The sequence below is a fragment of the Ruegeria aquimaris genome, from assembly GCF_025751555.1.
In the GTDB taxonomy this organism is placed as follows: Bacteria; Pseudomonadota; Alphaproteobacteria; order Rhodobacterales; family Rhodobacteraceae; genus Ruegeria_B; species Ruegeria_B aquimaris.
The window spans coordinates 84,372-107,502 of the sequence record NZ_JAOWLB010000017.1 but is presented as its reverse complement, the minus strand read 5'-3'; the positions used below and the strand labels follow the sequence as shown (position 1 = coordinate 107,502).

Sequence of the window (23,131 nt, the reverse complement as noted above, 5' to 3'; positions counted from 1 at the left end):
TACGCAAGCTTGAACGCTGACGAAAAAGCAGCCTAATCATTGAACCACAAACTCTCCGGTAAACCCGGGGCGGTTCAGTTTGACGGCGGAGAGAAGGACTATGCTCGCTTCACGGCGGGAAAATATGAGCATGTCATTTTCAATCTTGGTCTCCAGGAAGGCTGGGATGATCCCGCTTGCTGCTTTGCCTACATCGACAAGGAAATGGCTTCGGCGCGGCAAATCACTCAGGTAATAGGCCGGGTTCTGCGCCAGCCAGGGGCTGTACACTACAACGATCCAATCCTGAACACGGCGCACTTCCATATCCGAACGGATGAGAAGGGGGTCTTTGACGACATTCTGAGGGATATCCGCAAAGACTTGGCCTCTGAGCACCCCTCTATCGCGCTGGTGGTCAAGGATGAAAAGACGCGCGGTAAGCGCGATCGGATAGACCCCCAACCTCCGCGAACCATTCCTACGGTTGGAATCGAGAGCAGTCGCGCTCTGGACCCAATTTCGCGCATCGTCAAATCAATCATGGACTTTCGTTCGGACGCGCAAAATACTGTGGGTCAAGGAAGCCGGATGCAGGTGCTCCAAAAGGTAGGGGAAGAATCCGACGCTCAATTTGAGTGGGTTGATGTCGAGCATTCAAACCGCGTCACGGCACGCTCTGTCTTCCGGCGAGAGATTCTGCGGAGCTATCCTGGCGGCCTTCGAAGGGCAGGGGGTCCTGTGAACCTCGTGGATATCGAGGAGCCAAAGTTCGATGCGATGATTGAGCTGAGCAGTCCTGCGGCGGATCATCTGCGAACCAAAGCTCAAGAAGTAGTTGCCGCTTATATCCAGCACTCAGTCATCTTCCAGAACGATGTAGATAGTCCCTATTCTGTTGGCCCGGTGGCTATCGATCCAAACTCCAATGAGGAGTTCAAGCGCTCACTCCACGGAAAGTATTCGGGCTTGAACCCGCTTGAAGCAAAGTTCGCGCGCGCTCTTGATCGAACGCAGCGGGTTTGGGCGCGAAACCCGGTTGGCAGCGGCTACTCTCTTCCCCTTCTTCACGAGGGCAAGGCCTATTGGCCGGATTTCCTTGTATGGGTTGATAAGGCTGTAGTCGTAATAGACACCAAGGGAGACCACTTGCTTGTAGAGGCTTCAGCTTCGAAACTTTTTGAGATTGATGGAGCGGAAGCTGGAAAGCGTGTGGTGCTCCGGCTCGTGTCTGAGGGGCACGTCGAAATACAGAATGGTACCGTGCATAAGCGGGCCAAGACTGGCTTTACAGTTTGGGCATGGCGAAATGGACGGCTTCAACCCACGCATTGTGAGACCGAGAAAGAGGCGGTAGAGGCGGTACTCGTTGTTGATTGAACGGTAGCTCCATAATCTCCAGGTATCATTTCTTGAACAGACCTTCAGATCTTAGCTTCAGCCAGTACCTCGTATGCCGTCGATCTCCGGTTCGGCTGAGCGCACCTTTCTCGACTAGATCCTGCAGATCGCGGGTTGCAGTTGCGCGTGAAGTTCCGGTGATCTTGAGATAGTTGTCGGCGCTGAGGCCGCCTTTGAAACCGCCAGGGCCTTCCCGAAACATTCTAGCGATGGCCTTGGCCTGGCGTTCGTTCAATTGGTCTCTGTGACGATCGTAGAAGTGTGCCTTGCTGATGAAGAAGCCGACGCGGTCGAGTGTGACCTGTTGGGCCTTCAAGACAACTTCCGCGAACCAGACTAGCCAATCGGTCACGTCGAGCGTTTTTTGATGCTGCTCGAGTTGGTCATAGTAAGCCTTGCGCTCCTTCTCGATGGTAAAGGCGAGCGAGATGAGGGTCGGCTGACCGATGTTTTGCGCCAGCGACTTTTCAGCGAGGGCGCGACCCAATCGGCCGTTGCCGTCCTCGAATGGGTGGATGCTCTCGAAATAGAGGTAGCTTAGCCCTGCGCGCGTCAGCGCTGGAAGCGGCTTTGCTCCTCCCGGCCCGGTCTTGTTGAACCAATCCGCGTATCGCTCCATCTCAGGCATGACCCGCTCCGAGGACGGCGCTTCGAAATGGATCGTGGGCCGGTCAAGGCGGCCGGAAACGATTTGCATCGCCTCGGCGTGTTGTCGGTAGGCCCCGATGGTTTCCAATCGACGGTCATGGGACAGGAGCATCCGATGCCAGCGGTACAATGTCTCATGGGTCAGCGGCTCTGCAAAACTGGAATAGACGTCGACCATCATTTCCGCGATGCCCTGTTCGCGCGGTTTGGCAGGGTAGCTGTCCGGATCGAGGCCCAGATGGCGGCGCAGCGAAGATTGCACACTGAGCCTATCGAGGATTTCACCCTCGATGGCGCTCGTCTGCATCGCTTCCTCGCTGAGCAGTTCGATCCGGAGTTGCTCGCGTTCCGGCTGGCTGACATGATGGACCGCGCCGAGGATTTCTCCGGACGACAGCAGGAACGTCTGCTCAAACGGCTCCAGAGCGGAGGCGTCATACCGGAAATCCGGCCAATCAGGCAGCGTCCAGTTCCAAGCCATGAGTTATAGGCATCCTTTCTATAACTCATATCTAGACCACTTCTGAGGCATAGAAGTCAACTCTATCGCTCAAAGGACCTGCGGGATGGGGTGACCCACAAACCGACGCGAGGCCTTGAGCTATGCCTTTTCAAGGTGCGTCAGACCTTGCTGACGCGGTCTGGGGGCCTTCGGATCGGCGGGGTTTTGTTCCGGCGCTTGAATGAATGGTTCATAGCGAACGTCCGCTATGGCGCCGTCGAACCAGGCAGGCTGCACGTCACCATTGTTCCATTGGTAAAGGTAGCCAACCAGATTCTCAGATGTCTTGCAGAGGATGCGCATGATCGGTTCGCCAGTCAGGCGGGGCTTCATATTCATAATGCGTTCCTCCTAAATGGACCTCGCAACTCGTCACTACTGAGGTCTGAAATTCCTGTTAGCTGGTGTTAGGACTAGGTTTCTGCAACTGCAAGATGAACCGTTCCGGGTGGGCGAAAATCCACCGGCGAAATGCAAGTTATCTTTTCAGATAGGTAACTTACGGTTCATGCGGCGATGCAGCGCGAACCACAATTTCTTCCAAGATTTTGTCGATCTCGCCCCATATGCGTGGTTCCACTTGGCCGCGGATCAGAGCCCATTTACTCAAGACGTCGAGGGGGTCGTGGTCCCGGAGGAGGACACCCAGGCTGGCCGCATCGACTGCCAGAGATGTACGGGCCTGCCACTGCGTGTTTCGAGTGCGCCGCTCCTCAGCAATTGGCGCAAAGACCGGCGACAGTTGCCAGCCTTTGACTGCACGGCGCAGGGCGGCACGCACCACATGTGCTGGGTCAACACCACAAGTTTCTAGCGCAGCTTCCTGTCGTTCGAGTGCGTTGACCCTGATGTCGATCTTCCGGGTCGGGCTCAATGCGCGCGCCGATACGGGAGCTCTCAGGCTGGTATGCGGGTCAGAGCTTTCCGCGGTGACTTGGTGCGGCGCCACGGTACCTCCCGGCACAAGCTCTGACTCGTGCCGATCAGCGTCAACGTCAGTGGCTGGGGTGCCTGTCTTTGTTGCTGTGACCTGTGCCTCATCTTCCTTCCCGGGAATCTCGCGGTCACCCTGTTGCAGGGTGGCGGCGTAGGCTGGGTCTGGCCTAGTGATGGTCGGGATCTTCTTGCGCAATCGACTGTCCTCACGCAGCAAGAATATTGTTGAGGATGTCCGTCGCCTCCTCGAGCGCCTCGACGACATGACGTACATGTGGACGCATCAGAGGGTTTGGATCAGATTGCTTTTCCAGCGCCAAGGCGTGGAGAAGCCCCTTCTGATCCATTTCCTTGTAAGTGTTTCGTCGCATCATGACGGTCTCAATCACCGGAAAACGGGTGAGCGCTTCTTCAATCAGGGCGGCGTCAGCACGGGTCGTTTTCGGGTCGACCATGTTGAGGACGACGTGGTGGCGCGGAAGGCTGGAGGGGTCGTCAACACGGGATTTCAGTTTCTCAAACCAATCAGAAGTCTGCGCTCCGACATCGAAATCAGACGTTGACAGCATGACGGGCGTCACAATGTGGTCCGCAAGCACCGCGATGCCGTCTGACCATTCGGCACCGACCCCTGCGGTATCGATGAAGATGAAGTCTGCTGTGCCTGCCATGTAGACCTGATCGATCTGGTCCTCGACACCCGCCACGGCTTCGACGGTGGCCGAGCAGAGAAGCGGCGAACTCAGCCCACCGGCTTCCGCCCGAGCATGCCATGCCCCGAGTACTCTCGTGCTGTCGGTGTCGATCAACATCGCTCTGCGTCCGGCGGCGATCGCGGCGCTGATCAAGGCGCGCGAAAGCGTCGTTTTTCCACTGCCCCCTTTCCGGGCCATCGCTGCGATCACCACAAGATTTTCGTTCGGCATTCTGATCCTCCGCAAAAATAGTGAATCGCAACGATAATACTAAAATGCCGCTAAACGTATGAGGCGGAGGGGTCAAGCAGAAGTCGGGATGCGACCCGCGTTTGGCATGCAGCGGGCGGCGTTGTGCGATGACCGTGCGACGTCTGCCGTGGCGCCTTCAGCATTCGTCGCGGGGCACGACACACCATCCAAATGTCGGGATGCGCTCGGCGATGTACTGCGGACGGAATGCAGGTGACGGATAGCGCGCTCCAGACGACGGGAGGCAGTCTCGCGTATGTCGTTCTGCGGGTGACGCGAGACGGTCAGCACGAAGCAAAACCCGTCTTGCGGGGTGCAAGAGACGGGGCGCGAAAGACGCGATGCGCGATGCGGAGACCGCATCGCGGGGTGCAATGAGCGCGACGCGCCATCCATTTGACAAAGGACGGGAAATCGCCTCTGCAGGGCGATTTTCTACATTGAGTACAAGCCCTTATGGCCGACTCCACTTGCGTTGGGAGTCGGCGGGCTTGTACGAAGTTGGCAAGAAATAGGAACGTTAACTTCAAAATGCCCCGCCGTCGTAGACTGTCAGAGATTGAGCGATCGACCATCGCCCAGGACCGCCGGAACGGCGTCTCCGCGGCGTCATTGGCCGCGCGCTACGATGTCAGCCTGAAGACGATCTACAACGTGGTGAACCACCGGGATGAGCGTCAGACAGCGAACGGCAGCCGATCGCGGGTTGTGGGGATCCGGGTCTCGGACGACGACCTGCGCCGGTTCGACGCGGCGCTGTCGCGGCGTGGGATTGCGCACCGCTCGGATGCAATGCGCCGCCTGATGCTGGCGGCCGAAGGTGTCTTCCTGCCTGACGACGAGATGTGTGACGAGTTGCGCAGCCTCGGCGCCGCGCTCAACCGGGTCGGCAACAACGTGAACCAGATCGCGCGACGTCTGAACGAGGCCAAGGTGCGGGGCGAGAGACTGTCCTACCCGGCCTCAAGTCACCGTGACGTCCGCGCCCTTGCGGGTCTGGTCTTCGATCTGGCCGACCAGGTCCAGGAGATGTCGCGTGCGCGGCGCAGCCTGCTGGACCTTGAGATCAGCTCTGCCCTGGCGGGCCTCGCCGAGAGGGATGAGAATGGCGCGGAGTGACCGGGTCCGTGGCATCGACCCGGCGCTATTTGACCGAGGCTGGAGCCGAGTTTCGGGATCCTGGCAGGGGCTTTCCAAGGGCGCGCAGATGGTTCGGGCCGCGCGCGGCTATTCGCCAGCGATCTTCAAGGCTATCTCGAAAGGGGGCTGCCACACCGGGGCGCAGCTACGGGCGCAGCTCACATATCTCACAACAAAGTCGACCCATATCCTCGACAGTCGCGGCACCCATGACGGGAAGAAGCAACTCTCGGAAGCCGAGATCAACCGAGTGGCGCGGCGGTTCGAGAACCAGTGGAACGAGCGCTACAGCCCCAAGCTTGGCCATACGTCGCATCTGCTGATGGCATTCCCGGTTGGGACCAGTGGTGAAGAGGTGCGCGATATCACCCAGGCCGTCTGCGAGAAGTTCTTTCAAGGTGAGGGCTCGCAATTCGACTATATTGCTGCAATACACCAAGATCGCGCGCATCCACATGCGCATATCGTTCTGAACCGCCGCAGCAAGGATGGCGAAATGTTCTTTCTCGGGAAGGATCATCACTTCAACTATGACGCCTTTCGCGAGGCGATGGTCGAAGCGGCCAGAGGACACGGGATCCGGCTCGAGGCAACGCGTCGTCTGGATCGCGGCGTCACGACCTACCGCGCCGAGATCGATGAAATCTACAAGGCCCGCGACGAGGGCCGTCCCCCAGTTGAGCGCCAGAGAACCGGCGCTGACCTGGCGGCCGCTCTGGAAACCGTCAGGCACAACGCGTTGATCTACCGCGGGCTTGCGGCGGAGGCGTCACTCTCGAATTTCGACGACGTGGCCGAAGCTCTCGAGAAGGCCAGCACCATCCTTGCGAGCGGCGGTCAGATTCAATCTGACGGAGCCATCTACATGTCCCAAGACGAAGCAGCGTTCGACACGCTGATCACCGAGTTTTCTCAGAACATTCGCCAGATCGAGGCGGCGATCGACAGGGCGCCGGCGGCCGAGAGGCCGGTGATCGAGCGCAAGCTGACCGACGTATTGGCCTCGGTCGCGCATTTGAACCCACTCGGGGATCGCTCCGCCGCCTTGATCGATGCCCCGTCGCGGGACGGCATCTATGCAAGGCCGAACTTAAGTGAAGGTCACCTCGCGCGCCTTGACGATGGAGAGGTTGCACCAAAACTGGCCGAGGCGTTGAAAGGCACTGGCATTGAAGCCGGAGCTGTGGCCGCGCGCCTCCGGGAAGGGGCAGGAAATGCCGCATTGGAACGCCAGTGGCTGGCACAGGATCTTCAGGCGATTGCCAAAGAAGGTGGCCTCGATCTGGAGAAATCTGCGGACCGGGAAGAAGCGCTCGACCGGCTGGAAGCCGTGCATGTTCGGTTGGGCGATGGTTTGACCGATGTACGCGTCCTGCGTGCGCCAACCGAGGTCGACGAGGTGGATGACGCTGAGGCAGCGCTTGGTGAGCGGTTGACGACACCTGGGAGTGATCTCGCGCAAGATGGGTCCGACATTTTTGCCCCATCGGAGCGGCAGGCGTTCAGGGCGCTGGTGGCGCAGTTCCGCCGGACGGATTTCGATCATCCGTTCTCCGACGACCCGTCTGTAAGGCGGGCCGGCGCCGTGGAGGTTGAAGAGGCCCGCGTCGCGTTCGGCGCCTATGCGCAGAGATCTCCGCAGCATGCCGAATTGGCCTCGATGGCTTGGGAACAGATGACTGACAGTCGAATGCCGCCGCAATATGCGGTATCGGAGCAGGACCGCACGCTTCATGCTGGCGACATGGACCTCGCCTTGCGGGATCCTTCGGATCATTTCGGTCCGATTACCGAAGAGCTCCGCACCCTCGCCCGCTATCGCACGGAGATGCCGGATGATGAATTCGGGCAGGCCGTTAGGGGCGAAATCAACCACCTTCGTTCGCTCGGCGCGTCGCGTGCCTATATCAGCGAACGCAGTTTCGAGATCGAGGACCAGGCGCGACAAGACTACGCCGAGCGCCGGTATCTGGAAGAGACAGCGCCAACCGTCATGGCCTTTGTGCGAAACGCCGACGTCGAGGGCCCGCTCTCCGAGTCAGAGCAGCAGGACATCGTCCGGCAGATAAACGAGCGACTAAGCCCCGGCGCAATCGACGCGCTGCGGGCCGGTAACGCGGACGTCCTGGACACATTCACCGAGGATCCGCTGCGGCAGCTGGAACTCGCCAGGACCTATCTCCAGAGCAGCGAGGTCACCGCGCATGGCCCGGCCATGGAGCGCGTTCTCGATGCTCTGGCCGAAGAGCAGATCGAGGCGCAGCGCGCGCGCCACGCCGCGGCACATGGTGAGAAGGGGATCACCCATGGATAAAGGCAAGATTGCCTTAGGAGTGTTGAGCCTCGTGCTGGTCGGTCTCGCCATGGGCTATGTCGTGGCGACCGGCTTTGTCATGTTCCGCTATGGGATTTCTCCTACGCGTTTCGACGTCACCCTGCTTGCCCGCGAATATCGGGGTCTGTCTCAGTCCGCACCAAAAGACTTCCTCTGGGTGAACCTCATCCTTGGCGGCTTCGGCCTGGCATCGCTGATGCTGAGCGTCACGCTTCTGGGGGATGCATTGACCCGCTTCGGGACGACGCATTGGCAGACGCGCAGCGAGATGAAGAGGAACGGTTTCTTTGCCAAGCCCGGCGGCGGCTTCCTTCTGGGCAAGCTCGGCTCCCCGAAATCCAAGCGCCCGTTCCTAGTCTCAAAAACCTTCCCCCACGCGCTGATCGTGGCGCCTACAGGTCGGGGCAAGGGCGTGGGGTTCGTGATCCCGAACCTGCTGACCTACAAGGGCTCCGCCGTGGTGCTCGACGTGAAAGGTGAGAACTTCCGCGAGACCTCGCGCTTCCGCGCCAGCATGGGGGACAAGGTTTTCCGCTTCGCGCCGACCGACTGGGACCGACCGACACATCGCTATAATCCGCTGGCGCGCATTGCTGCCATGACCAACCCCGACCGGCAGCAGATGGAGCTTAAACTCACCGCGAAGCTCTTTCTGCAGACCGACAATGAAAAGCTGAGCGGGCTTTTGGCCGGGGGTATCGACCTCTTCGTGGCGGCCGGTCTTCTGGCCTTCGAGCGCGGCGTTCCGACCATCGGCGAGATTTACCGCATCACAGCCTCGGGGGGCGACAAGCAGAAGGAATACCTGAAGCGTTCGCAGGAGGTGAAGAACAAGTCGGCCAAACTGATCTTCGAGCGTATGGCATCGACCAACAACGACACCCTCACTTCCTACCTCTCCCTCCTGATGACATCGGGTCTCGACACTTGGGACAACCGCGCGATCGACGCGGCCACCGCGACCTCTGACTTCTCATTCCGGGATATCCGCCGCCGCCCACATGCGATCTATCTTGTGGTCGAATCCGAGATGATCCGACCGCTTGCCCCGCTGATCCGCCTCTTTTTTTCGGACCTGATTGCCTCGCTGCAAGTACAGGAACCCGGCGATGAAGAGCCCTGGCCGGTGATGATCATGCTCGACGAGTTTGACCGGCTCGGGAAGATGCCAATCGTCGCCGAGAGCATCAAGACGCTGCGCTCCTTCGGCGGCAACCTCGCCATCGTCACCCAGACTATTCCGGCGCTGGACGAGATCTATGGTGAGAACACCCGCAGATCGCTGCAGGGCGGCGCCGGCGTGAAGCTCTACCTCACCCCGTCCGAGCAGAAGACCATCGAGGAATTGAGCCAGGCTGTGGGCAAGACAACCAAGCGCGTGGTGACCCGCTCCCGCGCGGTTGGGCGCAATCCGTTTGAGGGGCGCAGCGTCTCGGAGAGGACCGAGGACACCCCGCTCCTGACAGAGGATGAAGCCCGGCGCATGGACCTCGACGAGGTCATTCTCGTGATCGACGCGCAGATGCCTATTCGCGCACGAAGGGTGAAGTATTTCGAGGACCCGGCTTTGAAGGTGCTGCACGCCGGGCAGTCTGGGAGTTTCCCGTATCCGGACGAGGACGGGCTGCGGCGGGATCGGCAGATGACCGAGACCCGGGAGACAGTGGAGAAGCTGAAGCAGGAGCTGCAGGAGGTGCGGGCGGCTGCGGGACCGCGGGAAGTCGGCCCGAAAGCTCCTAATGCGGCAAAAACTGACCCTGTCAGCGCAGCGAAGGCCCGCGGCCGCGCGGCTCGGGCTGCTGCGAGTAGCGGTGGCCAGGGTCAACTGGCGCTGAATTTTGAAGGATTGGGGATCACGAGAGCGGACCGAACGATGCTGGCTTCGGCAGTTCAGACGACAAGGGCGATTATTGCCGAGCACGCATGAGTTTCGCAGAAGTAAACGTTTATGTTCCGCACGGCGAATGCTGCTGAAGAGTCCACTTAGGAAGCGCCTAGGTATTGCTGAGTGCGCTCACAGCGCGAGAAATGCTGTGACTGTGGAAACCTCGGAGCTGTAATGCCGAGCGGAAACCGGCTAATCAAATGGGCGTATTCCCTAAAGAAACCCCTGCTTGCTCAAATCCAGCACAACACGTTCGGCCATATTTGCACAACGGACGCCGTCGAAGGGAAAGATGGCGTCAAATCCGCCCTTTACCCGGCGCTCCAAATCAGTTCGCAACCATCGGCGCGCCCGGAACAACCGCGTCTTGACGGTGATCGGGTTGAGTTCCAGGTCGCGCGCGATCTCCTTGTTTGTCATGCCTTCTGTTTCGCTCAATACAAAAACGAGGCGCAACTCGGGTGGCAACCCGTGCACCACCTCCTCCAGAATCCGTCTGAGCTGATTTCGCCCAAGCTGTGACTCGGTGGTTTCCGGCAACTGCCCGGGGAAAGGCAGGACGGATGTGTCGTCGCTCTCACTCACGGTATCGTACTCCTCCAGCGGGTATTTTCGGCGCTGGTGCATCAAGGCGTTGTTGATCGCGATGCGTGTTATCCAGGTCGAGAAGGCGGAGGCGCCGCGGAAACTGTCCAGACGCTGGAACGCCGCAAGATAGGTTTCTTGCACCACATCCTCGGCTTCGGCATCCGTCGAAACGATTCCTCTCGCGACCCTGAACAGACGAGGGTTGTTGCGCCGGATGAGTTCCCGCACAGCGGGTTCTGAACGTGCCACCGCGGCCGCAACCAGGTCGCCTTCGCTGGTCGTTCGGTCGATGATCGGATGCAGTTCATCGGCTTTTTGTCGGTATCGGGAACTCATTCGTGTTCCTCCTGAGCGATCCGGCCCTGGGCAAGGATATCCTCTACCGACGGAAACCCCGCGAGGGCTTCGGGTTCCAGATCTCCGCTGTCGCCTGCCGGGCCCTCCCATCCCCGAGTTCCGGGTTGTCCCACCACGATCCGGCCAACCATACCGGCCATTTCATGCGGGACGCAGTAGTAGTCATAGACGCCGGGGACGGTTAGCGTGACCTCGAAGCTCCCGTCTGGCAACAAGAAATCGCTGTCCCACGGCGCGGCCTTTGCCGGTATGCGGCGATGTCGGCTAAAAATGTCGGGGTGATAGGCCGTGGCCGTATGACTGTTGCCCGGATCACGGTTGATGAAGCGCAAGGCCGTGCCCGGCTCGACGGCCAGACCGATTGGAGCGAACCAGACATGTTCGCCCCGCGCGGTTCCCTTCATCTCAATGATTTCAACCCGGCCCGCCGACACTGCGCGCGGGAACCCGAGGGTGGCGATCACGCCACCCCCGACCATCAGAAACTCTCGGCGTCCCCGTATCATTCGGCGAGCCTCGATTTGGCGTCCTCGTCATGGAACAGCACGACATGAGCATGCGGCTTGTCCACGCCGGGGTGTCCGGCATTGTAGTAGATTTCGACGCCGGACACCGTGTGATTGCCGATCCCCAGACCGTCATAGGCGGTCCCGTTCTGCAGTTCTTCGAGCGGGGTCATGTAGACGGTTGCCGAGAGTTTGCCGTCATGATCATAGGCCAGGAACGGGCCGGCCGGCAGCGTGCCGGGGTCCACGAAGAGCGTCCCGAGGCCAGGAATGAACGCCGGCAGGGGCAGGACATCGCTGATCTGGATATAGGGTTCTCCAGGGGGCGACATCTGCAGCGCTTCCTCGTCATGAGCAAATACATTGCCCGCAGAGGAGATGAGCGCGATCGCGGCGAAAGTGAAAGCAGATTTCATGTTGCGTCCTTTCAAGTTCTGTGGCGCCACAGCCGTGGCCACCTGTCTCTTTGATGCGCCAGAGCCAGAAGGGTTCGCAGAAAAGTTCTGCCGTCAGGTTTTGTCGCGCTTGGTTGGCGCGGGTTCTTCGGGTGTCGCCGGTGATCTTGTTCGGGTCGCTATGTTCGGGTGACCGACTGGAAACGTGCTCGTGCTCAGAATTGCGCCCTGCGTATCAACGATCACCCGCAAGGCGCGGCCTTGGTGCCGGAAGGTCAATCGCCAGCGGTTCGCATCCTCGCCTTCGCCTGCCTCGCAAAGCGACTTGATCTGTCCGTCCTTCATGCGGATACGTGTTTCCTCGGCGGACAGGTCAAACGCTTTCGCAATCATCTGCGCGTCCACGATGAATTGGTCCCCGTTTCGCTCGACGCGGCTCATGCCTTGCCTCGCCAGTAGTCATTTGCCGCGGCGACAGTGGCGAAATGCGTCGCGACAACCTGGCTGACAGCAATCAGAGCATCGGCGTCTTCAGCGTATTCGGGTCGCAACCGGTCGCGCACCTCTGCGTCGGGTTGGGTCAGCTTCACGGCAACGCGTGCAAGTTTAACCGCGAGTTCATAGCCCTCTTCGGGCGTTGCCGTCTTGAGTGTCGGGAGCCAGCTTGTCATCGGGTTTTCCTTCCATTTCGAGTGGGTGATGAGGGGGGATGATGCGCCACGCGGCACCATCAGGGTCATCGAACTGTCCGTTCTTGAGCGCCCAAAAGAAGGCGCAAAGACCGATCAGACCGAGTCCGATCGAAAGAGGTATGAGCAGTAGGAGGCTCATTGCCCATCGGCTATCGCCTGACAGGCATGCCAGGTGCCATGACCGAGAACCGGAAAAAGGACGATCAGCCCAACGAGGCCGGTAACCGCCGACAGACCTATTCCGAAGACGACGACCACACCCCAGGCCAACATGGGGCGCAGGTTCTGCACGGTCATGACAAAGCTCAGCCCCATCGCGGTCAGCGCATCGGACTTACGCGAGACCAGCATAGGAATGGAGAAGGCGCTGATCGCAAAGGCGAAGGCTGCGAACAGCCCGCCCACCAGCGTGCCTGTTGCGATCAGCGCCCATCCCCGGGGCGTCGTCAACACATTGGTCAACGCCTCCTCCGCGCCGGGGAACGGGATAAGGCCAAAAAACAGTGCATAGAGAAGATCTGCCGCCCGGAGCCAGAACAGGATGAGAAGGCCAAGCAGCAGTCCGGCATAGGCCAATTGCCCTCCTGACGGCGGCCGGAATGCCAGCATATCGGAAAACGCTACCTGTTGACCCTGCGCCTGCCTGCGGCTCTTTTCGTAGAGCCCGATCGCCAGGAACGGACCGACAATCAGGAACCCTGAGATCGCGGGCAGCGCGAGATACAAAAGATGGCTTACGTGAAGCGCCCAGAGGACCGCGTAGGACACCAATGTCAGGAATAGCCCATAGGCAAGGCTTGACCAAGGCGCCTGCCGGACATCACGCCATCCTGCCTGCAACCAGTCCGCCGCCGAAGATGCTGGCAGGTCGCGCGCATAGGGTGAGGCAGACCGGTCCGGATTGCGAAGGGTCGGTAGTGGTTCCAGCATCCCGTTCTCCTTTTCAGCAGGACCGCCTGGCCGGCATCGCTCCGGCGGTTTCGCGACAGTCCGGCTGTGATTGCAGGGCTACGGCCAGCAGATGCGCATTCGCACCGAGAAAAAGCAGAACTGCGGCCAGAGCGGCGCTGATCGCCAGCCGTTTTTGTACGGCCGGCTTCATTGCCCGCCCCCTGCTGGCTGGCCAAGCCGGGCCACGTAAAGCGCCAGAAGGTTGATTTCGGCCTCTGACAGTCGGCCATTCCAGGCCGGCATCACCCCGTGGCGGCCGCGTCGGAGCGTTTGCATCACCGTTCCCGGGTTCTGTCCATAGATCACAGCCTCATCCGTGAGGGACGGTGCGCCGATTTCGAGACCGCCTGCCCCTGTCGAACCGTGGCACGAACTGCAATTCTCTGCGAAGACCGTGCCCACGGAGCTTTCGAAATCGACAGCTCCACCGGGCATCTCGGAAACGAATTCGGCCAAGGCTAACCGATCAGACCGCTCCATCCAGTCAAAGGCCGGCATTTCGGCATAGCGGGTGTCAGGATCTTCGGTATTGATGCCGTGGCGAATGGTCGTGGCGATTTCTTCCGTGTCGTCACCCCACAGCCATGTTTCGTCCGACAGGACCGGAAAGCCCGGCCCTCCCTGCCCGTTCGTGCCGTGGCAGGCCGCGCAGTTGTCGGCGAACAGGCGCGCGGCGGCGGGCATTGCGGTCGCCATCAGTGTCGCGTCGGATTGCAGAGCGACGAAATTCTCGCCCTCGAAGCGCGACAGCCAGTCCTGCCGCACCTCGGAAAGATCACGAAAGTCAGAGACCGCTTCTTCACCCTGATTCAGCCCGAGTAAGCCGCGTGTGTAGTCACGTCCGGTCGGCCAGGCGGGTAAGAGAATCCAGGCGATCACCGAATAGAGGAACGTCAGCACCAGCGCCCAGATCACGACCTTCGGGAACGCGGTATTGAGCTCGGTGATTCCGCCCCAGTCGTGCCCAGTCGTGTCATAGCCGGTGACCGGATCGATCTTGCGATTGCCCGTATGCGGATCGGCGCCCAGCAATTGCCTCGGATCGGTCGGGTTACTCATCTCCGCCCTCCTTTGAAGGCAGCACAGAACGGGCGGCGGCGTCATAGGCCTTGCGCCGGGACGGGCTGTAGGCGCGGATGAGGACAATCAGGAAAAATCCCATCAGCCAGATCAGGCCAACGGTCTTGGACAGATAGACCAGGATGTCATGGGTCATTGGTTGCCCTCCGCGAGGGTTCGATAGGGCGCATCGGTCAAGGTGCCCAAAGACTGGAGATAGGCGACGAGAGCATCCATCTCTGTCAGGCGAGACGGATCACCATCGAAGACACGGGCCGCAGGCCGCTCGCCGTAGCGCTCCAGAAATCCGTCCATCGCGTCGCTGTCGGGGCGGCTTTGCGCCAGCGCATCGGCTTCCGCTGCTGCGATCATGTCCTCGTCATAGGGTACGCCAAGCCGGGCCAGCGTGGCCAGCGAATCCGACAACAATCCGGTATCGAGTGGGTCCGTCAGCCAAGGATAGGATGGCATAATCGAGGCCGGTACCACGCTGCGCGGGTCGATCAGGTGTGCCACATGCCAGTCATCGGAGTATTTGCCGCCCAGTCGGGCCAGGTCCGGGCCGGTCCGCTTCGATCCCCAGAGCATCGGGTGATCATAGGCACTTTCCGCAGCCAGCGAATAGGGGCCGTAGCGGTCCAGTTCATCGGCCAGGCTGCGCACCATCTGGCTGTGGCAGGCATAGCAACCCTCGCGGATGTAGATCTCGCGCCCGGCCAGTTCCAGCGGGGTGTACGGGCGAAGGTCGTCGGGCATTTCGACGGTTTCGTCGATGGTGAACAGCGGCGCGATTTCCACGATACCGCCGATCGAGGCCGCCACGATGATTGCAGCCACCAGCCCCATCGAGATCTTTTCGAGATTGTAGTGCAGTTTCAGCATCGGGTCACTCCGCCGGCTGCGCGACAAGAGGCCGGTCGGCGGCATGACCTGCTGCTCCGCGCATCGTCGCACGGCAGTTCCAGGCGCAGACCGCCGCTCCGGTCAGGAACAACCCGCCTCCGATGGTGCGCAACAGGTAATAAGGGGCCATCGCCTCGACCGACTGGACAAAGCTGTAGGACAGCGCGCCATTCTCGTCATAGGCGCGCCACATCAGCCCTTGCGTGATGCCGGCGTTCCACATCGACACGACGTAGACGAGCGTGCCCGTGACGGCGAGCCAGAAGTGCCATTCGACGGCGCGCAGTGATGCCATCTCCGTCTTGCCATTGAGTTGCGGCACCAGCGTATAGATCGCGCCGAAGACGATCATGGCGACCCAGCCAAGCGTGCCGGAATGAACGTGGCCCACGGTCCAGTCGGTATAGTGCGACAGTGAGTTGACGGGGCGAATGGCGAGAAACGATCCTTCGAAGGTCGACAGCCCGTAGAACACCGCAGCCACGAACATGAAACGCAGCGTGGCGTCATCGCGCACCTTGTGCCAGGCGCCGTTCAGCGTGGCGATGGCGTTGCCCGCCGAGGCCCAGCTCGGCACCAGTAGCATCACCGAAAAGGTCATGCCCAGCGTCTGCGCCCAATAGGGCAGCGCCGTATAGTGCAGGTGGTGCGACCCCACCCAGATGTAGAAGAAGGTGATGCCCCAGAAACTGACGATGGACAGGCGATAGGACCAGATCGGCCGCCCCGACCGCACCGGCAGGAAGTAGTATAGCATTCCGAGGAACCCGGCGGTCAGGAAGAAGGCGACCGCGTTGTGGCCGTACCACCATTGCACCATCGCATCCTGCACCCCCGACCAGACCGGAAAGCTTTCCGCTGCCGTCCAGCGCACCGGCAACGCGAGATTGTTGACGATATGCAGCATCGCCACAACCAGGATGAAGGCCAGATAATACCAGTTGGCGACGTATATGTGTGGCTCGTTCCGGCGGGCGAGTGTTCGAATGTAGAGTGCGAAATACGTCACCCAGATCACCACCAGCCAAAGGTCCGCGTACCATTCGGCTTCGGCATATTCCTTGGATTGGGTCGAGCCCATCAGATAGCCGGTGACGGCCCAAGCGCAAAACAGGTTGTAGCCGATGAGCACGACCCAGGGACTGACAGAGTCGGCCAGGCGAGCGCGGGAGGTGCGTTGCAAGACGTGGAAAGACGTGGCGATCAGCGCGTTGCCGCCAAAGCCGAAGATAATCCCGGTGGTGTGCACGGGACGCAGTCGACCGAAGCTGGTAGCCGGCCAGGGTGGCGTTGCATCGGGCCAGTAGAGCAATGCAGCAACCCATACACCGATACCCATTCCGATTATCGCCCAGATCAGAGTCATCACGATTCCGAACCGGGTTGGCGCATCGTAGTATCGGCGCAGGCGATCCGTCGGAGGCTCCGGGTCATAGAGTGCGCCAGCAAGCAGGAAAGCCAGTCCGATTCCGAGCCCGAGCGCCATGAAGCCATGTGTAGACATGACCCCGTGACGAGCTGCTGCCGCCATAACGAGCCCCATCAGGGCTAGCAGAACCGATAGAACCACGCCGATCCTGCGTTCGGAAATGGACAGCGTTTCGGTCATCTTGGTCTGCCTTTCTTCGTCATGCTGTTGCGTGTTGCGGAAGGGCAATATCGGCAAGTGTCGATCTGTTCAGATCCTCGATGAACCGAGCCTCGGCCTGCCGAAGCCGGGACTTCAGACGGCAGCAGCCTTCTATCGTGCACCCTCCTGCGGCCGGCCCGAAACACTCGACCAGCGCCTGCCCCTGTTCGAGCAGCCGCACGACGTCGCCAAGCCGGATCTTGGCGGGGTTGGACCGCAAGACGGCGCCACCGTTCACCCCGCGCCGGGTCTCGACGATACCGCCCTGTGCGAGCCGCTGCATGATCTTTGTCAGGTGGTTGCGGGACAACTCGAACTCCTCGGCCAGGTCAGCCGTCGAGAAGGCCTGACCGGGCGCGCTTGCCATCCGCATCAGCATTCGGAGCCCATAATCTGTAAAGGAGGTGAGGTTCATGTCGTCTCGCATTCATTAAATTGGTATTTACAATACCTATTTAACAGAGATAGCATCAGACTCAAGCTCAAATTCTTGAGGATTCCATGTCATCTGCCGATCCCCAGATCATTTCCGTCCGCCCACAAATGACCGCCGAGATCATGGCGCGGACCGGGCTGGACGAAGACAAGCTGACCGAACTGGTGCATCGCTTCTATGACAAGGTGCGCACCGACGCCGTTCTCGGGCCGATCTTCGCGGCCCGTATTACCGACTGGGGCCCGCACCTGGAACGCATGGTGGATTTCTGGTCCTCGGTCGCGCTGATGACCGGCCGCTATCACGGGGCACCTGTGCCGGCCCATGTCGGCCTGCCCGTGGACTGGGATCATTTCGCCCGCTGGCTGACGCTGTTCCGCGAAACCGCGACCGAAACCTGCCCGCCCGAAGGCGCGGCGCATGTCATCGAACGCGCCGAGCGTATCGCGCGCTCGCTGCATATGGCGGTCGAGGATGCGAAGCCCCGGACAATTCCATCACTGCTCTGACCCGAGGATACGAACATGACAAAACCACTGCCCCCGCAAGACCCGAGCGAGCTGACCAGTTTCATCGAGACCGAGTATCACGCAAAACACCGTGCCCAGCTTCCCGAACTGGCAACCCTGTCGGAAAAGGTCGAAGCGGTCCATGCCGGGCAAACGGATGTTCCCGCGGGATTGGCCGACCTTTTGCACCGGATGATCGGTGATCTGGAAGTTCACATGAAGAAAGAGGAACTGATCCTGTTCCCCGCCATTCGCAACGCGGCGGCGGGGCTGGATGCGCCGATTGCGGCGATGCGCACGGATCATGACAACCACGAAGCCGAAGTCGGCCAAATCCGGCACCTGACCAACAACCTGACATTGCCGGACGGCGCCTGCCGAAGCTGGACGCGGCTTTATACCGGGGTCGGTGAATTCCTTGACGACCTCGAAGAGCATATCCGGCTGGAAAACGATGTGCTGTTTCCGCAATTCGAAACGCGGGAGACAGGCCATGTCTGAGCTACACCTCCCAAAACCCACCAGGGACCTTGTCGACCGGCGTCATGCCCTGGCACCCGATACCGAAGACGCATTCCGCGCGTTCTCGAAAGCGGTGTTCGCCCAAGGGGCGCTCGATACACGCACCAAGCAGCTCATCGCGGTGGCCGTGGCGCATGTGACCCAATGCCCGTGGTGCATCGAGGGCCATGTCAAGGCGGCCAAACGTGAGGGGGCCTCGGGCGAACAGATCATGGAAGCCATTTGGGTTGCGTCCGAAATGCGCGCCGGGGCGGCCTGGGCACATGCGCTCAAGGCGGTAGATCTGATCGACGACGCGGGCCAAAGGGACAGCTGATGCCGCCCCGACCGTCCGTCTCCGACACCCCCGCCGGGCGCATCCGCATCAAGCGGATTTATCGCGCGGCGCGGGTCTCGGACGGCAAGCGGATTCTGGTCGATCGTCTTTGGCCACGCGGCGTGGCGAAGGACCGCGCCCGGTTGTTCGACTGGTGCAAGGACATCGCGCCGAGCGATGCGTTGCGGCTCTGGTTTCATGCCAATCCCGATCAGTGGCAGGACTTCATCACGCGCTACCGGGCGGAACTCGCCACGCGCGAAGATTTGGTGTGCGAGCTTGCCGGATACGCGCAGAGCGATGTCGTCACGCTGCTGTATGCTTCGAAGGACGAAGACCACAATAACGCCATCGTGCTGCGGGACTACCTGCGCCAATGGTTGGAAAGGGAGGGGAAAAATGACGGGCCAACATAGTAACGAGCCTCTACGAACGCCGCTTTGCGATCTGCTTGGATGCGAGGTGCCCATTCTGCTGGCGGGCATGGGCGGCGTTTCCCGATGGGAACTGGCGGCGGCGGTGGCCAATGCGGGCGGCTACGGGATGTTGGGGATGGTGCGCGAACCCACCGACCTGATCACACGGGAAGTCACCGCGATGCAGGCGGCAACGGACCGGCCCTTTGCCGTCAATATAATCCCGGCGGCGACCGACCCGCAGTTGCTTGAGGCACAGATCGCCTGTTGCCTCGATCTTGGCGTGACGGCCTTCTGCTTTTTCTGGGATGTGATGCCGGATGTAGTGGCGCGGGTGAAAAACGCGGGATGTCTCGTATTGCATCAGGTCGGCACGGAGGCCGCCGCGCGACTGGCCGAAAAGGCCGGGGCGGATGTGATCATCGCACAGGGGATCGAGGCGGGCGGCCATGTGCACGGGCGAAGTCCGGCCTTCGGGCTGGCGGAACGGATACTGGCCGGGACGGCCCTGCCGGTCGTCGTCTCGGGCGGGATCGCGACGGGTGAAGGGCTTGCCGCCGCGTTGGCGATCGGGGCCAGCGGTGTGCAATGCGGAACGGCCTTTCTGGCGACCGACGAATCCTTTGCGCATTCCTATCACAAATCCCGCATCGTCGAGGCCAAGGGCGAGGATACGGTGCTGACCGATGTGTTCGTTCTGAACTGGCCCAAGGGCGCCGCCGTGCGGGTGATCGGCAACAGCGTGACGGAGGGTCTCAAGGGACATTACCTGGGCCACGACCCGGACAGCCTGCCGCGCGAGACCATCGCCCATGACGACGATCAGCCCCGCCTGCGCTTCAGCACGGATTCGCCATTGCGCACCACAACCGGCGATCTGGAAGCGATGGCGCTCTATGCCGGTCAGGGCGCGGGAAATATCCCCGATATCGTCCCTGCGGCCGCACGTCTGAACGCCATGGTCGCGCAGGCCCGGCATATCTTGAAGGGCACGGTGCGAAACGGTTTCAAGGCGATGTCATGAGCGACGAATTCAAGAGCTTCCGCTGCCAAAGCGGCTTTTCCTCACCGCCCTGCTATGTCGCCGAGGTCGCACCGGAGTATTTCGATCCGCTGGCTGTCGATCCCGAGCAGGCACGTGATGTCGCGCATTGGCGCAAGGCCGAACGCACCCGCCTGCGCGCCGCCCGTCTGGCACTGTCGGTTGGTGAACGCAAGGAGATCGGCGAGGCGCTGGCCGGGCATCTGCGACAGGTGTTGAAAGACCGCTTCGGCGGGGCACCGGGCAAGGTCTTTTCCGCCTATTGGCCGATCAAGGGCGAACCCGACCTGCGCCCGCTGATGGCCGAACTTCACCAGGCCGGTATATCCGTCGCCCTGCCACTGGTCGAAACCAGGGCGGCCCCGCTCATCTTCCGCCATTGGACGCCCGAGACACGCATGCAGCGCGGCGACTGGAATATTCCCGTCCCGCCCCCGGACGCACACGTCGTCACACCCGACATCGCACTTGCCCCGCTCGTCGGCTGGACGACGGATGGCTATCGCCTCGGCTATGGCGGGGGCTATTTCGACCGGACGCTGGCGGCGCTGACCCCGAAACCTTTTGTCATCGGCATCGGTTTCCAGGCGGCACAGCTCAAAACCATTTATCCGCAACCCCACGACATCCCGCTCGATCTCATCCTGACCGAGAACGGGGTGCAAGCGGAAGAGAAAGCGATATGAGCACCACGGCGGAGCGGATGCGCGCTTGGCGCGGCCCGGCGATCCTCAGCTTCGGGTTCCGTCCCTTCTTCCTCGGGGCTGCTATCTGGGCCGCGGTTGCCATGGCGCTCTGGATTCCGGCCCTCACCGGAGCCCTCGACCTGCCTACCCGGTTCGACGCGGCAAGCTGGCATGCGCATGAGTTTCTGTTCGGCTATCTGTCGGCGGTCATCGCCGGATTCCTGCTGACAGCTGTTCCCAACTGGACCGGGCAACTGCCGATTGTCGGCTGGCCGCTTGGCGGGCTTTTCGTGCTCTGGGTCGGCGGGCGTGCAGGAGTCCTCTTGTCGCATGGTCTGCCGTCCCTTGCCGTGGCGCTTGTCGATCTTGCCATGCCGGTGGCACTGACCGGGTTCCTTGCACGCGAAATCATTGTTGGGAAGAACTGGCGGAACCTGATCGTACTCACGATGCTCGGCATCTTCACGATCTCCAATGCAATCTTCCACTGGGAAGCGGCGCGTGGCGACTATGCGGCGCAGGGTTATGGTCTGCGGGCTGGCCTCGGTGCGGCGCTGATGATGATTGCGGTCATCGGCGGACGGATCGTGCCGTCCTTCACCCGCAACTGGCTGGCGCGTCAGGGTCCGGGGCGTTTGCCCGTGCCACCGATGCAGCGCTTCGACAAGATCGCGCTCCTGACGCTTCTCGCCGCGCTTTTTGCCTGGATTGCGGCGCCGGAAGCGCAGGCCTTGGCGCCGCTCCTCCTGGCTGCCGGGGCGCTGCATTTGGTGCGGCTCGCAAGGTGGGCCGGGGACCGGACACTGGCAGAGCCGCTTCTGTGGATCCTGCACTTGGGCTATCTCTTCCTTCCGCTCGGCGCCATCGCGCTTGGCGTCTCCATCTTCGTGCCCGGTCTCTTCGGCGGGGCGTCGGCACAGCATCTCTGGATGGCCGGTGCGGTAGGCTTGATGACCCTGGCCGTGATGACCCGTGCCACGCTTGGCCATACCGGACAGGAACTGAAAGCGGGCCGAGGCACCCTAGCGCTCTATCTCGGGCTGCTGACGGCGATCCTCGCGCGTCTCGCCGCAGGCCTCTGGCCCGATCAGGCACCGCTTTTGCACATTCTGTCGGGTCTTGCGTGGATCGCTGCTTTCGGTGGTTTCGCTATGCTCTATGGCCCGGCGATGATGCGACGGCGGGTCCGAAAGTGATCAGCCCGGCGTTTCGAGGCGCGGTCGCCAGTCCTCGACCGTTCCCCGCGCCAGCCGCGCATCCACCATACGCCGCCAGTTTTCCGGCAAGCCCGGAAGCGCGGCGAAGGCGGTCAGTGCGTCATGGTCCGAAATGTCGCGGTAAAGCAGCTGCCAGACACGGGTGAGTGGCCAGTTCGGGCAGGGTCGTGCGATCAGTTCCGCCCGGTCGCCGGCCGTGATGAGTCCTTCCGAGACGACGCGGAAATACCAGCCGGTGCGGCCCGTTTGCTGCACCCGCGCCGCCATGTCACGCAAATCGAAGCGCAGGTTGAGCCGCCAGCAGGGTTGGCGGGTCTGGCTGACCTCGACCATCGCGCCACCCAGCCGGTAGCGGTCAAAAAGGCAGCAATCGTCCTCCGTCGCACCCTCGATCACAAGGTTCTCGCCAAAGGCGCCGGGACCGAACTGCGCCGCGTGTTCGGGCAGATCGTTTGCCCAGGCCGGATAGTGCGCTACGGGATAGGCATGAAGGGCCTTGTCTGCGCCGCCGTGATGACGGGTATCCCCCTGTTCGTCGCCCTCAAACCCTTTGCCCCGGGCCATGAGCGGCCCGGCGACAGCCGCCTTGTCGATGCCGGAGGGAACGGCATTCGGGCCGAGCGGCCGGACCTTGCCAATGCGCAGTTCGGCAATCCGGAATGCCCTCATCCCGCTTCTCCCTCTCCGATCAGCCCCATCACCTGGGCACCAAGCGCCATGTCCGCGACCTGCCCGAAATGGCGCGCCCGCATCCTGCCCGTTCGGTCGAAGAGGACGAGGCTCGGTGTGCCTTGCAGGCCCCAGGCCCCCATCGTTCGGGGCAACGGACCCTCTCCCTGCATGTCGATAGCGACGGGGAAGGGGATGCGCCACTCATGCAGGAAGGCGGCCAAGCTTTCGCGGCTGTTGCCTTGGTGATGCTCGAACACGCTGTGCAGGCCGATCACGGCGAGGTCCTTTTCGTCGAAGGTCTGCGCCAGGCGCTGCGCCTGCGGCAGGCCGTTCAGCACGCAGCCGGGGCAGAGCATTTGAAAGACCTCGACGGCCAGCACCCGGCTGGGGAAATCTTCCAATGTCAGCGGGCGGTCTGTGTTGAGCCAATGGGCGGCGTGGAAGGGAATGTCGTCCATGCG

Annotated in this window: 29 protein-coding genes and 1 pseudogene; 11 read left to right on the top strand and 19 right to left on the bottom strand. The window is 61.4% G+C overall.

Annotated elements, in window-relative coordinates:
• Positions 1-39: 39 nt before the first annotated feature.
• The gene (locus OE747_RS19150; RefSeq protein ID WP_263830109.1) at positions 40-1,359 is read left to right on the top strand and encodes a DEAD/DEAH box helicase; all 1,320 of its coding nucleotides are present in this window, start codon (positions 40-42) and stop codon (positions 1,357-1,359) included.
• 25 nt (positions 1,360-1,384) lie between these two features.
• Here the strand turns inward: OE747_RS19150 and OE747_RS19145 are convergent, their stop codons facing one another.
• The 4 genes from OE747_RS19145 to OE747_RS19130 form a co-directional block, all read right to left on the bottom strand.
• Positions 1,385-2,509, bottom strand: coding sequence for a Fic family protein (locus tag OE747_RS19145; protein ID WP_263830108.1), 1,125 nt, complete (start codon positions 2,507-2,509; stop codon positions 1,385-1,387).
• A gap of 120 nt (positions 2,510-2,629) precedes the next feature.
• Positions 2,630-2,869 carry a hypothetical protein gene (locus OE747_RS19140; RefSeq protein WP_263830107.1) on the bottom strand — a complete coding sequence of 80 codons (240 nt, stop codon included), beginning with the start codon at positions 2,867-2,869 and terminating at the stop codon, positions 2,630-2,632.
• Between the two features lie 160 nt (positions 2,870-3,029).
• On the bottom strand, positions 3,030-3,662 hold the full coding sequence (locus OE747_RS19135; RefSeq protein ID WP_263830106.1) for a hypothetical protein: 633 nt from the start codon (positions 3,660-3,662) through the stop codon (positions 3,030-3,032).
• Positions 3,663-3,672: 10 nt separating this feature from the next.
• The gene (locus OE747_RS19130; RefSeq protein WP_263830105.1) at positions 3,673-4,392 is read right to left on the bottom strand and encodes a nucleotide-binding protein; all 720 of its coding nucleotides are present in this window, start codon (positions 4,390-4,392) and stop codon (positions 3,673-3,675) included.
• 552 nt (positions 4,393-4,944) lie between these two features.
• Here OE747_RS19130 and OE747_RS19125 point away from each other — a divergent pair.
• Genes OE747_RS19125 through OE747_RS19115 form a run of 3 tightly spaced genes read left to right on the top strand, consistent with a single transcriptional unit; the run spans position 4,945 to position 9,815 of the window.
• Positions 4,945-5,532 carry a MobC family plasmid mobilization relaxosome protein gene (locus OE747_RS19125; RefSeq protein ID WP_263830104.1) on the top strand — a complete coding sequence of 196 codons (588 nt, stop codon included), beginning with the start codon at positions 4,945-4,947 and terminating at the stop codon, positions 5,530-5,532.
• A complete protein-coding gene (locus tag OE747_RS19120; protein ID WP_263830103.1) occupies positions 5,519-7,867 on the top strand; it encodes a relaxase/mobilization nuclease domain-containing protein in 2,349 nt (782 codons plus the stop codon). Before OE747_RS19125 ends, OE747_RS19120 begins: the two co-directional genes overlap by 14 nt.
• Positions 7,860-9,815 (top strand): type IV secretory system conjugative DNA transfer family protein, encoded by a 1,956-nt coding sequence (locus OE747_RS19115; RefSeq protein WP_263830102.1) that lies wholly within the window; start codon positions 7,860-7,862, stop codon positions 9,813-9,815. The genes OE747_RS19120 and OE747_RS19115 overlap by 8 nt, the downstream gene beginning before the upstream one ends.
• Before the next feature lie 171 nt (positions 9,816-9,986).
• Here OE747_RS19115 and OE747_RS19110 read toward each other — a convergent pair whose 3' ends face one another.
• The 13 genes and pseudogenes from OE747_RS19110 to OE747_RS19050 form a co-directional block, all read right to left on the bottom strand.
• Complete coding sequence (locus OE747_RS19110; protein WP_263830101.1) at positions 9,987-10,697, bottom strand: RNA polymerase sigma factor; 711 nt, start codon at positions 10,695-10,697, stop codon at positions 9,987-9,989.
• The gene (locus OE747_RS19105) at positions 10,694-11,224 is read right to left on the bottom strand and encodes a plastocyanin/azurin family copper-binding protein (RefSeq protein WP_263830100.1); all 531 of its coding nucleotides are present in this window, start codon (positions 11,222-11,224) and stop codon (positions 10,694-10,696) included. The genes OE747_RS19110 and OE747_RS19105 overlap by 4 nt, the downstream gene beginning before the upstream one ends.
• The gene (locus OE747_RS19100) at positions 11,221-11,640 is read right to left on the bottom strand and encodes a hypothetical protein (RefSeq protein WP_263830099.1); all 420 of its coding nucleotides are present in this window, start codon (positions 11,638-11,640) and stop codon (positions 11,221-11,223) included. The genes OE747_RS19105 and OE747_RS19100 overlap by 4 nt, the downstream gene beginning before the upstream one ends.
• A 93-nt stretch (positions 11,641-11,733) precedes the next feature.
• Positions 11,734-12,060 (bottom strand): DUF6522 family protein, encoded by a 327-nt coding sequence (locus OE747_RS19095; protein WP_263830098.1) that lies wholly within the window; start codon positions 12,058-12,060, stop codon positions 11,734-11,736.
• Positions 12,057-12,359, bottom strand: a complete 303-nt coding sequence (locus tag OE747_RS19090; protein WP_318527324.1) for a hexameric tyrosine-coordinated heme protein — start codon at positions 12,357-12,359, stop codon at positions 12,057-12,059. Before OE747_RS19090 ends, OE747_RS19095 begins: the two co-directional genes overlap by 4 nt.
• A gap of 22 nt (positions 12,360-12,381) precedes the next feature.
• A pseudogene (gene ccoS / locus OE747_RS24600) lies at positions 12,382-12,450 on the bottom strand (cbb3-type cytochrome oxidase assembly protein CcoS); the annotation flags it as partial.
• Positions 12,447-13,241: a DUF2189 domain-containing protein gene (locus OE747_RS19080; protein ID WP_263830095.1), complete on the bottom strand. Its 795-nt coding sequence runs from the start codon at positions 13,239-13,241 to the stop codon at positions 12,447-12,449. The pseudogene ccoS and the gene OE747_RS19080, both read right to left, overlap by 4 nt.
• A 13-nt stretch (positions 13,242-13,254) precedes the next feature.
• Positions 13,255-13,413, bottom strand: coding sequence for a hypothetical protein (locus OE747_RS19075; protein ID WP_263830094.1), 159 nt, complete (start codon positions 13,411-13,413; stop codon positions 13,255-13,257).
• A complete protein-coding gene (gene ccoP, locus OE747_RS19070; RefSeq protein WP_263830093.1) occupies positions 13,410-14,321 on the bottom strand; it encodes a cytochrome-c oxidase, cbb3-type subunit III in 912 nt (303 codons plus the stop codon). Before ccoP ends, OE747_RS19075 begins: the two co-directional genes overlap by 4 nt.
• The gene (locus OE747_RS19065; RefSeq protein ID WP_263830092.1) at positions 14,314-14,478 is read right to left on the bottom strand and encodes a cbb3-type cytochrome oxidase subunit 3; all 165 of its coding nucleotides are present in this window, start codon (positions 14,476-14,478) and stop codon (positions 14,314-14,316) included. The genes ccoP and OE747_RS19065 overlap by 8 nt, the downstream gene beginning before the upstream one ends.
• A complete protein-coding gene (gene ccoO / locus OE747_RS19060) occupies positions 14,475-15,203 on the bottom strand; it encodes a cytochrome-c oxidase, cbb3-type subunit II (RefSeq protein WP_263830091.1) in 729 nt (242 codons plus the stop codon). Before ccoO ends, OE747_RS19065 begins: the two co-directional genes overlap by 4 nt.
• Before the next feature lie 4 nt (positions 15,204-15,207).
• Complete coding sequence (gene ccoN / locus OE747_RS19055) at positions 15,208-16,833, bottom strand: cytochrome-c oxidase, cbb3-type subunit I (protein WP_263830090.1); 1,626 nt, start codon at positions 16,831-16,833, stop codon at positions 15,208-15,210.
• Positions 16,834-16,852: 19 nt separating this feature from the next.
• Complete coding sequence (locus tag OE747_RS19050) at positions 16,853-17,269, bottom strand: RrF2 family transcriptional regulator (RefSeq protein ID WP_263830112.1); 417 nt, start codon at positions 17,267-17,269, stop codon at positions 16,853-16,855.
• Between the two features lie 128 nt (positions 17,270-17,397).
• Between OE747_RS19050 and OE747_RS19045 the strand changes: the two genes are divergently transcribed.
• From OE747_RS19045 to OE747_RS19015, 7 genes are read left to right on the top strand one after another with little or no spacing between them, the layout of a single operon-like run.
• The gene (locus OE747_RS19045; RefSeq protein WP_263830089.1) at positions 17,398-17,799 is read left to right on the top strand and encodes a group III truncated hemoglobin; all 402 of its coding nucleotides are present in this window, start codon (positions 17,398-17,400) and stop codon (positions 17,797-17,799) included.
• 15 nt (positions 17,800-17,814) lie between these two features.
• Positions 17,815-18,300, top strand: a complete 486-nt coding sequence (locus tag OE747_RS19040; protein ID WP_263830088.1) for a hemerythrin domain-containing protein — start codon at positions 17,815-17,817, stop codon at positions 18,298-18,300.
• The gene (locus OE747_RS19035) at positions 18,293-18,637 is read left to right on the top strand and encodes a carboxymuconolactone decarboxylase family protein (protein WP_263830087.1); all 345 of its coding nucleotides are present in this window, start codon (positions 18,293-18,295) and stop codon (positions 18,635-18,637) included. Before OE747_RS19040 ends, OE747_RS19035 begins: the two co-directional genes overlap by 8 nt.
• Positions 18,637-19,053 (top strand): DUF488 domain-containing protein, encoded by a 417-nt coding sequence (locus OE747_RS19030; protein ID WP_263830086.1) that lies wholly within the window; start codon positions 18,637-18,639, stop codon positions 19,051-19,053. Before OE747_RS19035 ends, OE747_RS19030 begins: the two co-directional genes overlap by 1 nt.
• Entirely contained in the window at positions 19,037-20,077 is a 1,041-nt protein-coding gene (locus tag OE747_RS19025) for an NAD(P)H-dependent flavin oxidoreductase (protein WP_263830085.1), read from the top strand. The genes OE747_RS19030 and OE747_RS19025 overlap by 17 nt, the downstream gene beginning before the upstream one ends.
• On the top strand, positions 20,074-20,781 hold the full coding sequence (locus tag OE747_RS19020) for a 5-formyltetrahydrofolate cyclo-ligase (RefSeq protein WP_263830084.1): 708 nt from the start codon (positions 20,074-20,076) through the stop codon (positions 20,779-20,781). Before OE747_RS19025 ends, OE747_RS19020 begins: the two co-directional genes overlap by 4 nt.
• Positions 20,778-21,977, top strand: a complete 1,200-nt coding sequence (locus OE747_RS19015; RefSeq protein WP_263830083.1) for an NnrS family protein — start codon at positions 20,778-20,780, stop codon at positions 21,975-21,977. Before OE747_RS19020 ends, OE747_RS19015 begins: the two co-directional genes overlap by 4 nt.
• Here OE747_RS19015 and OE747_RS19010 read toward each other — a convergent pair whose 3' ends face one another.
• Entirely contained in the window at positions 21,978-22,667 is a 690-nt protein-coding gene (locus OE747_RS19010; RefSeq protein WP_263830082.1) for an MOSC domain-containing protein, read from the bottom strand.
• Entirely contained in the window at positions 22,664-23,128 is a 465-nt protein-coding gene (locus OE747_RS19005; RefSeq protein WP_263830081.1) for a TlpA disulfide reductase family protein, read from the bottom strand. The genes OE747_RS19010 and OE747_RS19005 overlap by 4 nt, the downstream gene beginning before the upstream one ends.
• Positions 23,129-23,131 lie beyond the last annotated feature (3 nt).

Bases quoted from the DNA above. Each gene is read 5' to 3' on its own strand.
- OE747_RS19145 (WP_263830108.1), bottom strand. From the start codon at position 2,509: ATGGCTTGGAACTGGACGCTGCCTGATTGGCCGGATTTCCGGTATGAC.
- OE747_RS19140 (WP_263830107.1), bottom strand. From the start codon at position 2,869: ATGAATATGAAGCCCCGCCTGACTGGCGAACCGATCATGCGCATCCTC.
- OE747_RS19130 (WP_263830105.1), bottom strand. From the start codon at position 4,392: ATGCCGAACGAAAATCTTGTGGTGATCGCAGCGATGGCCCGGAAAGGG.
- OE747_RS19125 (WP_263830104.1), top strand. From the start codon at position 4,945: ATGCCCCGCCGTCGTAGACTGTCAGAGATTGAGCGATCGACCATCGCC.
- OE747_RS19120 (WP_263830103.1), top strand. From the start codon at position 5,519: ATGGCGCGGAGTGACCGGGTCCGTGGCATCGACCCGGCGCTATTTGAC.
- OE747_RS19115 (WP_263830102.1), top strand. From the start codon at position 7,860: ATGGATAAAGGCAAGATTGCCTTAGGAGTGTTGAGCCTCGTGCTGGTC.
- OE747_RS19110 (WP_263830101.1), bottom strand. From the start codon at position 10,697: ATGAGTTCCCGATACCGACAAAAAGCCGATGAACTGCATCCGATCATC.
- OE747_RS19105 (WP_263830100.1), bottom strand. From the start codon at position 11,224: ATGATACGGGGACGCCGAGAGTTTCTGATGGTCGGGGGTGGCGTGATC.
- OE747_RS19100 (WP_263830099.1), bottom strand. From the start codon at position 11,640: ATGAAATCTGCTTTCACTTTCGCCGCGATCGCGCTCATCTCCTCTGCG.
- OE747_RS19095 (WP_263830098.1), bottom strand. From the start codon at position 12,060: ATGAGCCGCGTCGAGCGAAACGGGGACCAATTCATCGTGGACGCGCAG.
- OE747_RS19090 (WP_318527324.1), bottom strand. From the start codon at position 12,359: ATGACCCTGATGGTGCCGCGTGGCGCATCATCCCCCCTCATCACCCAC.
- OE747_RS19080 (WP_263830095.1), bottom strand. From the start codon at position 13,241: ATGCTGGAACCACTACCGACCCTTCGCAATCCGGACCGGTCTGCCTCA.
- OE747_RS19075 (WP_263830094.1), bottom strand. From the start codon at position 13,413: ATGAAGCCGGCCGTACAAAAACGGCTGGCGATCAGCGCCGCTCTGGCC.
- ccoP (WP_263830093.1), bottom strand. From the start codon at position 14,321: ATGAGTAACCCGACCGATCCGAGGCAATTGCTGGGCGCCGATCCGCAT.
- OE747_RS19065 (WP_263830092.1), bottom strand. From the start codon at position 14,478: ATGACCCATGACATCCTGGTCTATCTGTCCAAGACCGTTGGCCTGATC.
- ccoO (WP_263830091.1), bottom strand. From the start codon at position 15,203: ATGCTGAAACTGCACTACAATCTCGAAAAGATCTCGATGGGGCTGGTG.
- ccoN (WP_263830090.1), bottom strand. From the start codon at position 16,833: ATGACCGAAACGCTGTCCATTTCCGAACGCAGGATCGGCGTGGTTCTA.
- OE747_RS19050 (WP_263830112.1), bottom strand. From the start codon at position 17,269: ATGAACCTCACCTCCTTTACAGATTATGGGCTCCGAATGCTGATGCGG.
- OE747_RS19045 (WP_263830089.1), top strand. From the start codon at position 17,398: ATGACCGCCGAGATCATGGCGCGGACCGGGCTGGACGAAGACAAGCTG.
- OE747_RS19040 (WP_263830088.1), top strand. From the start codon at position 17,815: ATGACAAAACCACTGCCCCCGCAAGACCCGAGCGAGCTGACCAGTTTC.
- OE747_RS19035 (WP_263830087.1), top strand. From the start codon at position 18,293: ATGTCTGAGCTACACCTCCCAAAACCCACCAGGGACCTTGTCGACCGG.
- OE747_RS19030 (WP_263830086.1), top strand. From the start codon at position 18,637: ATGCCGCCCCGACCGTCCGTCTCCGACACCCCCGCCGGGCGCATCCGC.
- OE747_RS19025 (WP_263830085.1), top strand. From the start codon at position 19,037: ATGACGGGCCAACATAGTAACGAGCCTCTACGAACGCCGCTTTGCGAT.
- OE747_RS19020 (WP_263830084.1), top strand. From the start codon at position 20,074: ATGAGCGACGAATTCAAGAGCTTCCGCTGCCAAAGCGGCTTTTCCTCA.
- OE747_RS19015 (WP_263830083.1), top strand. From the start codon at position 20,778: ATGAGCACCACGGCGGAGCGGATGCGCGCTTGGCGCGGCCCGGCGATC.
- OE747_RS19010 (WP_263830082.1), bottom strand. From the start codon at position 22,667: ATGAGGGCATTCCGGATTGCCGAACTGCGCATTGGCAAGGTCCGGCCG.
- OE747_RS19005 (WP_263830081.1), bottom strand. From the start codon at position 23,128: ATGGACGACATTCCCTTCCACGCCGCCCATTGGCTCAACACAGACCGC.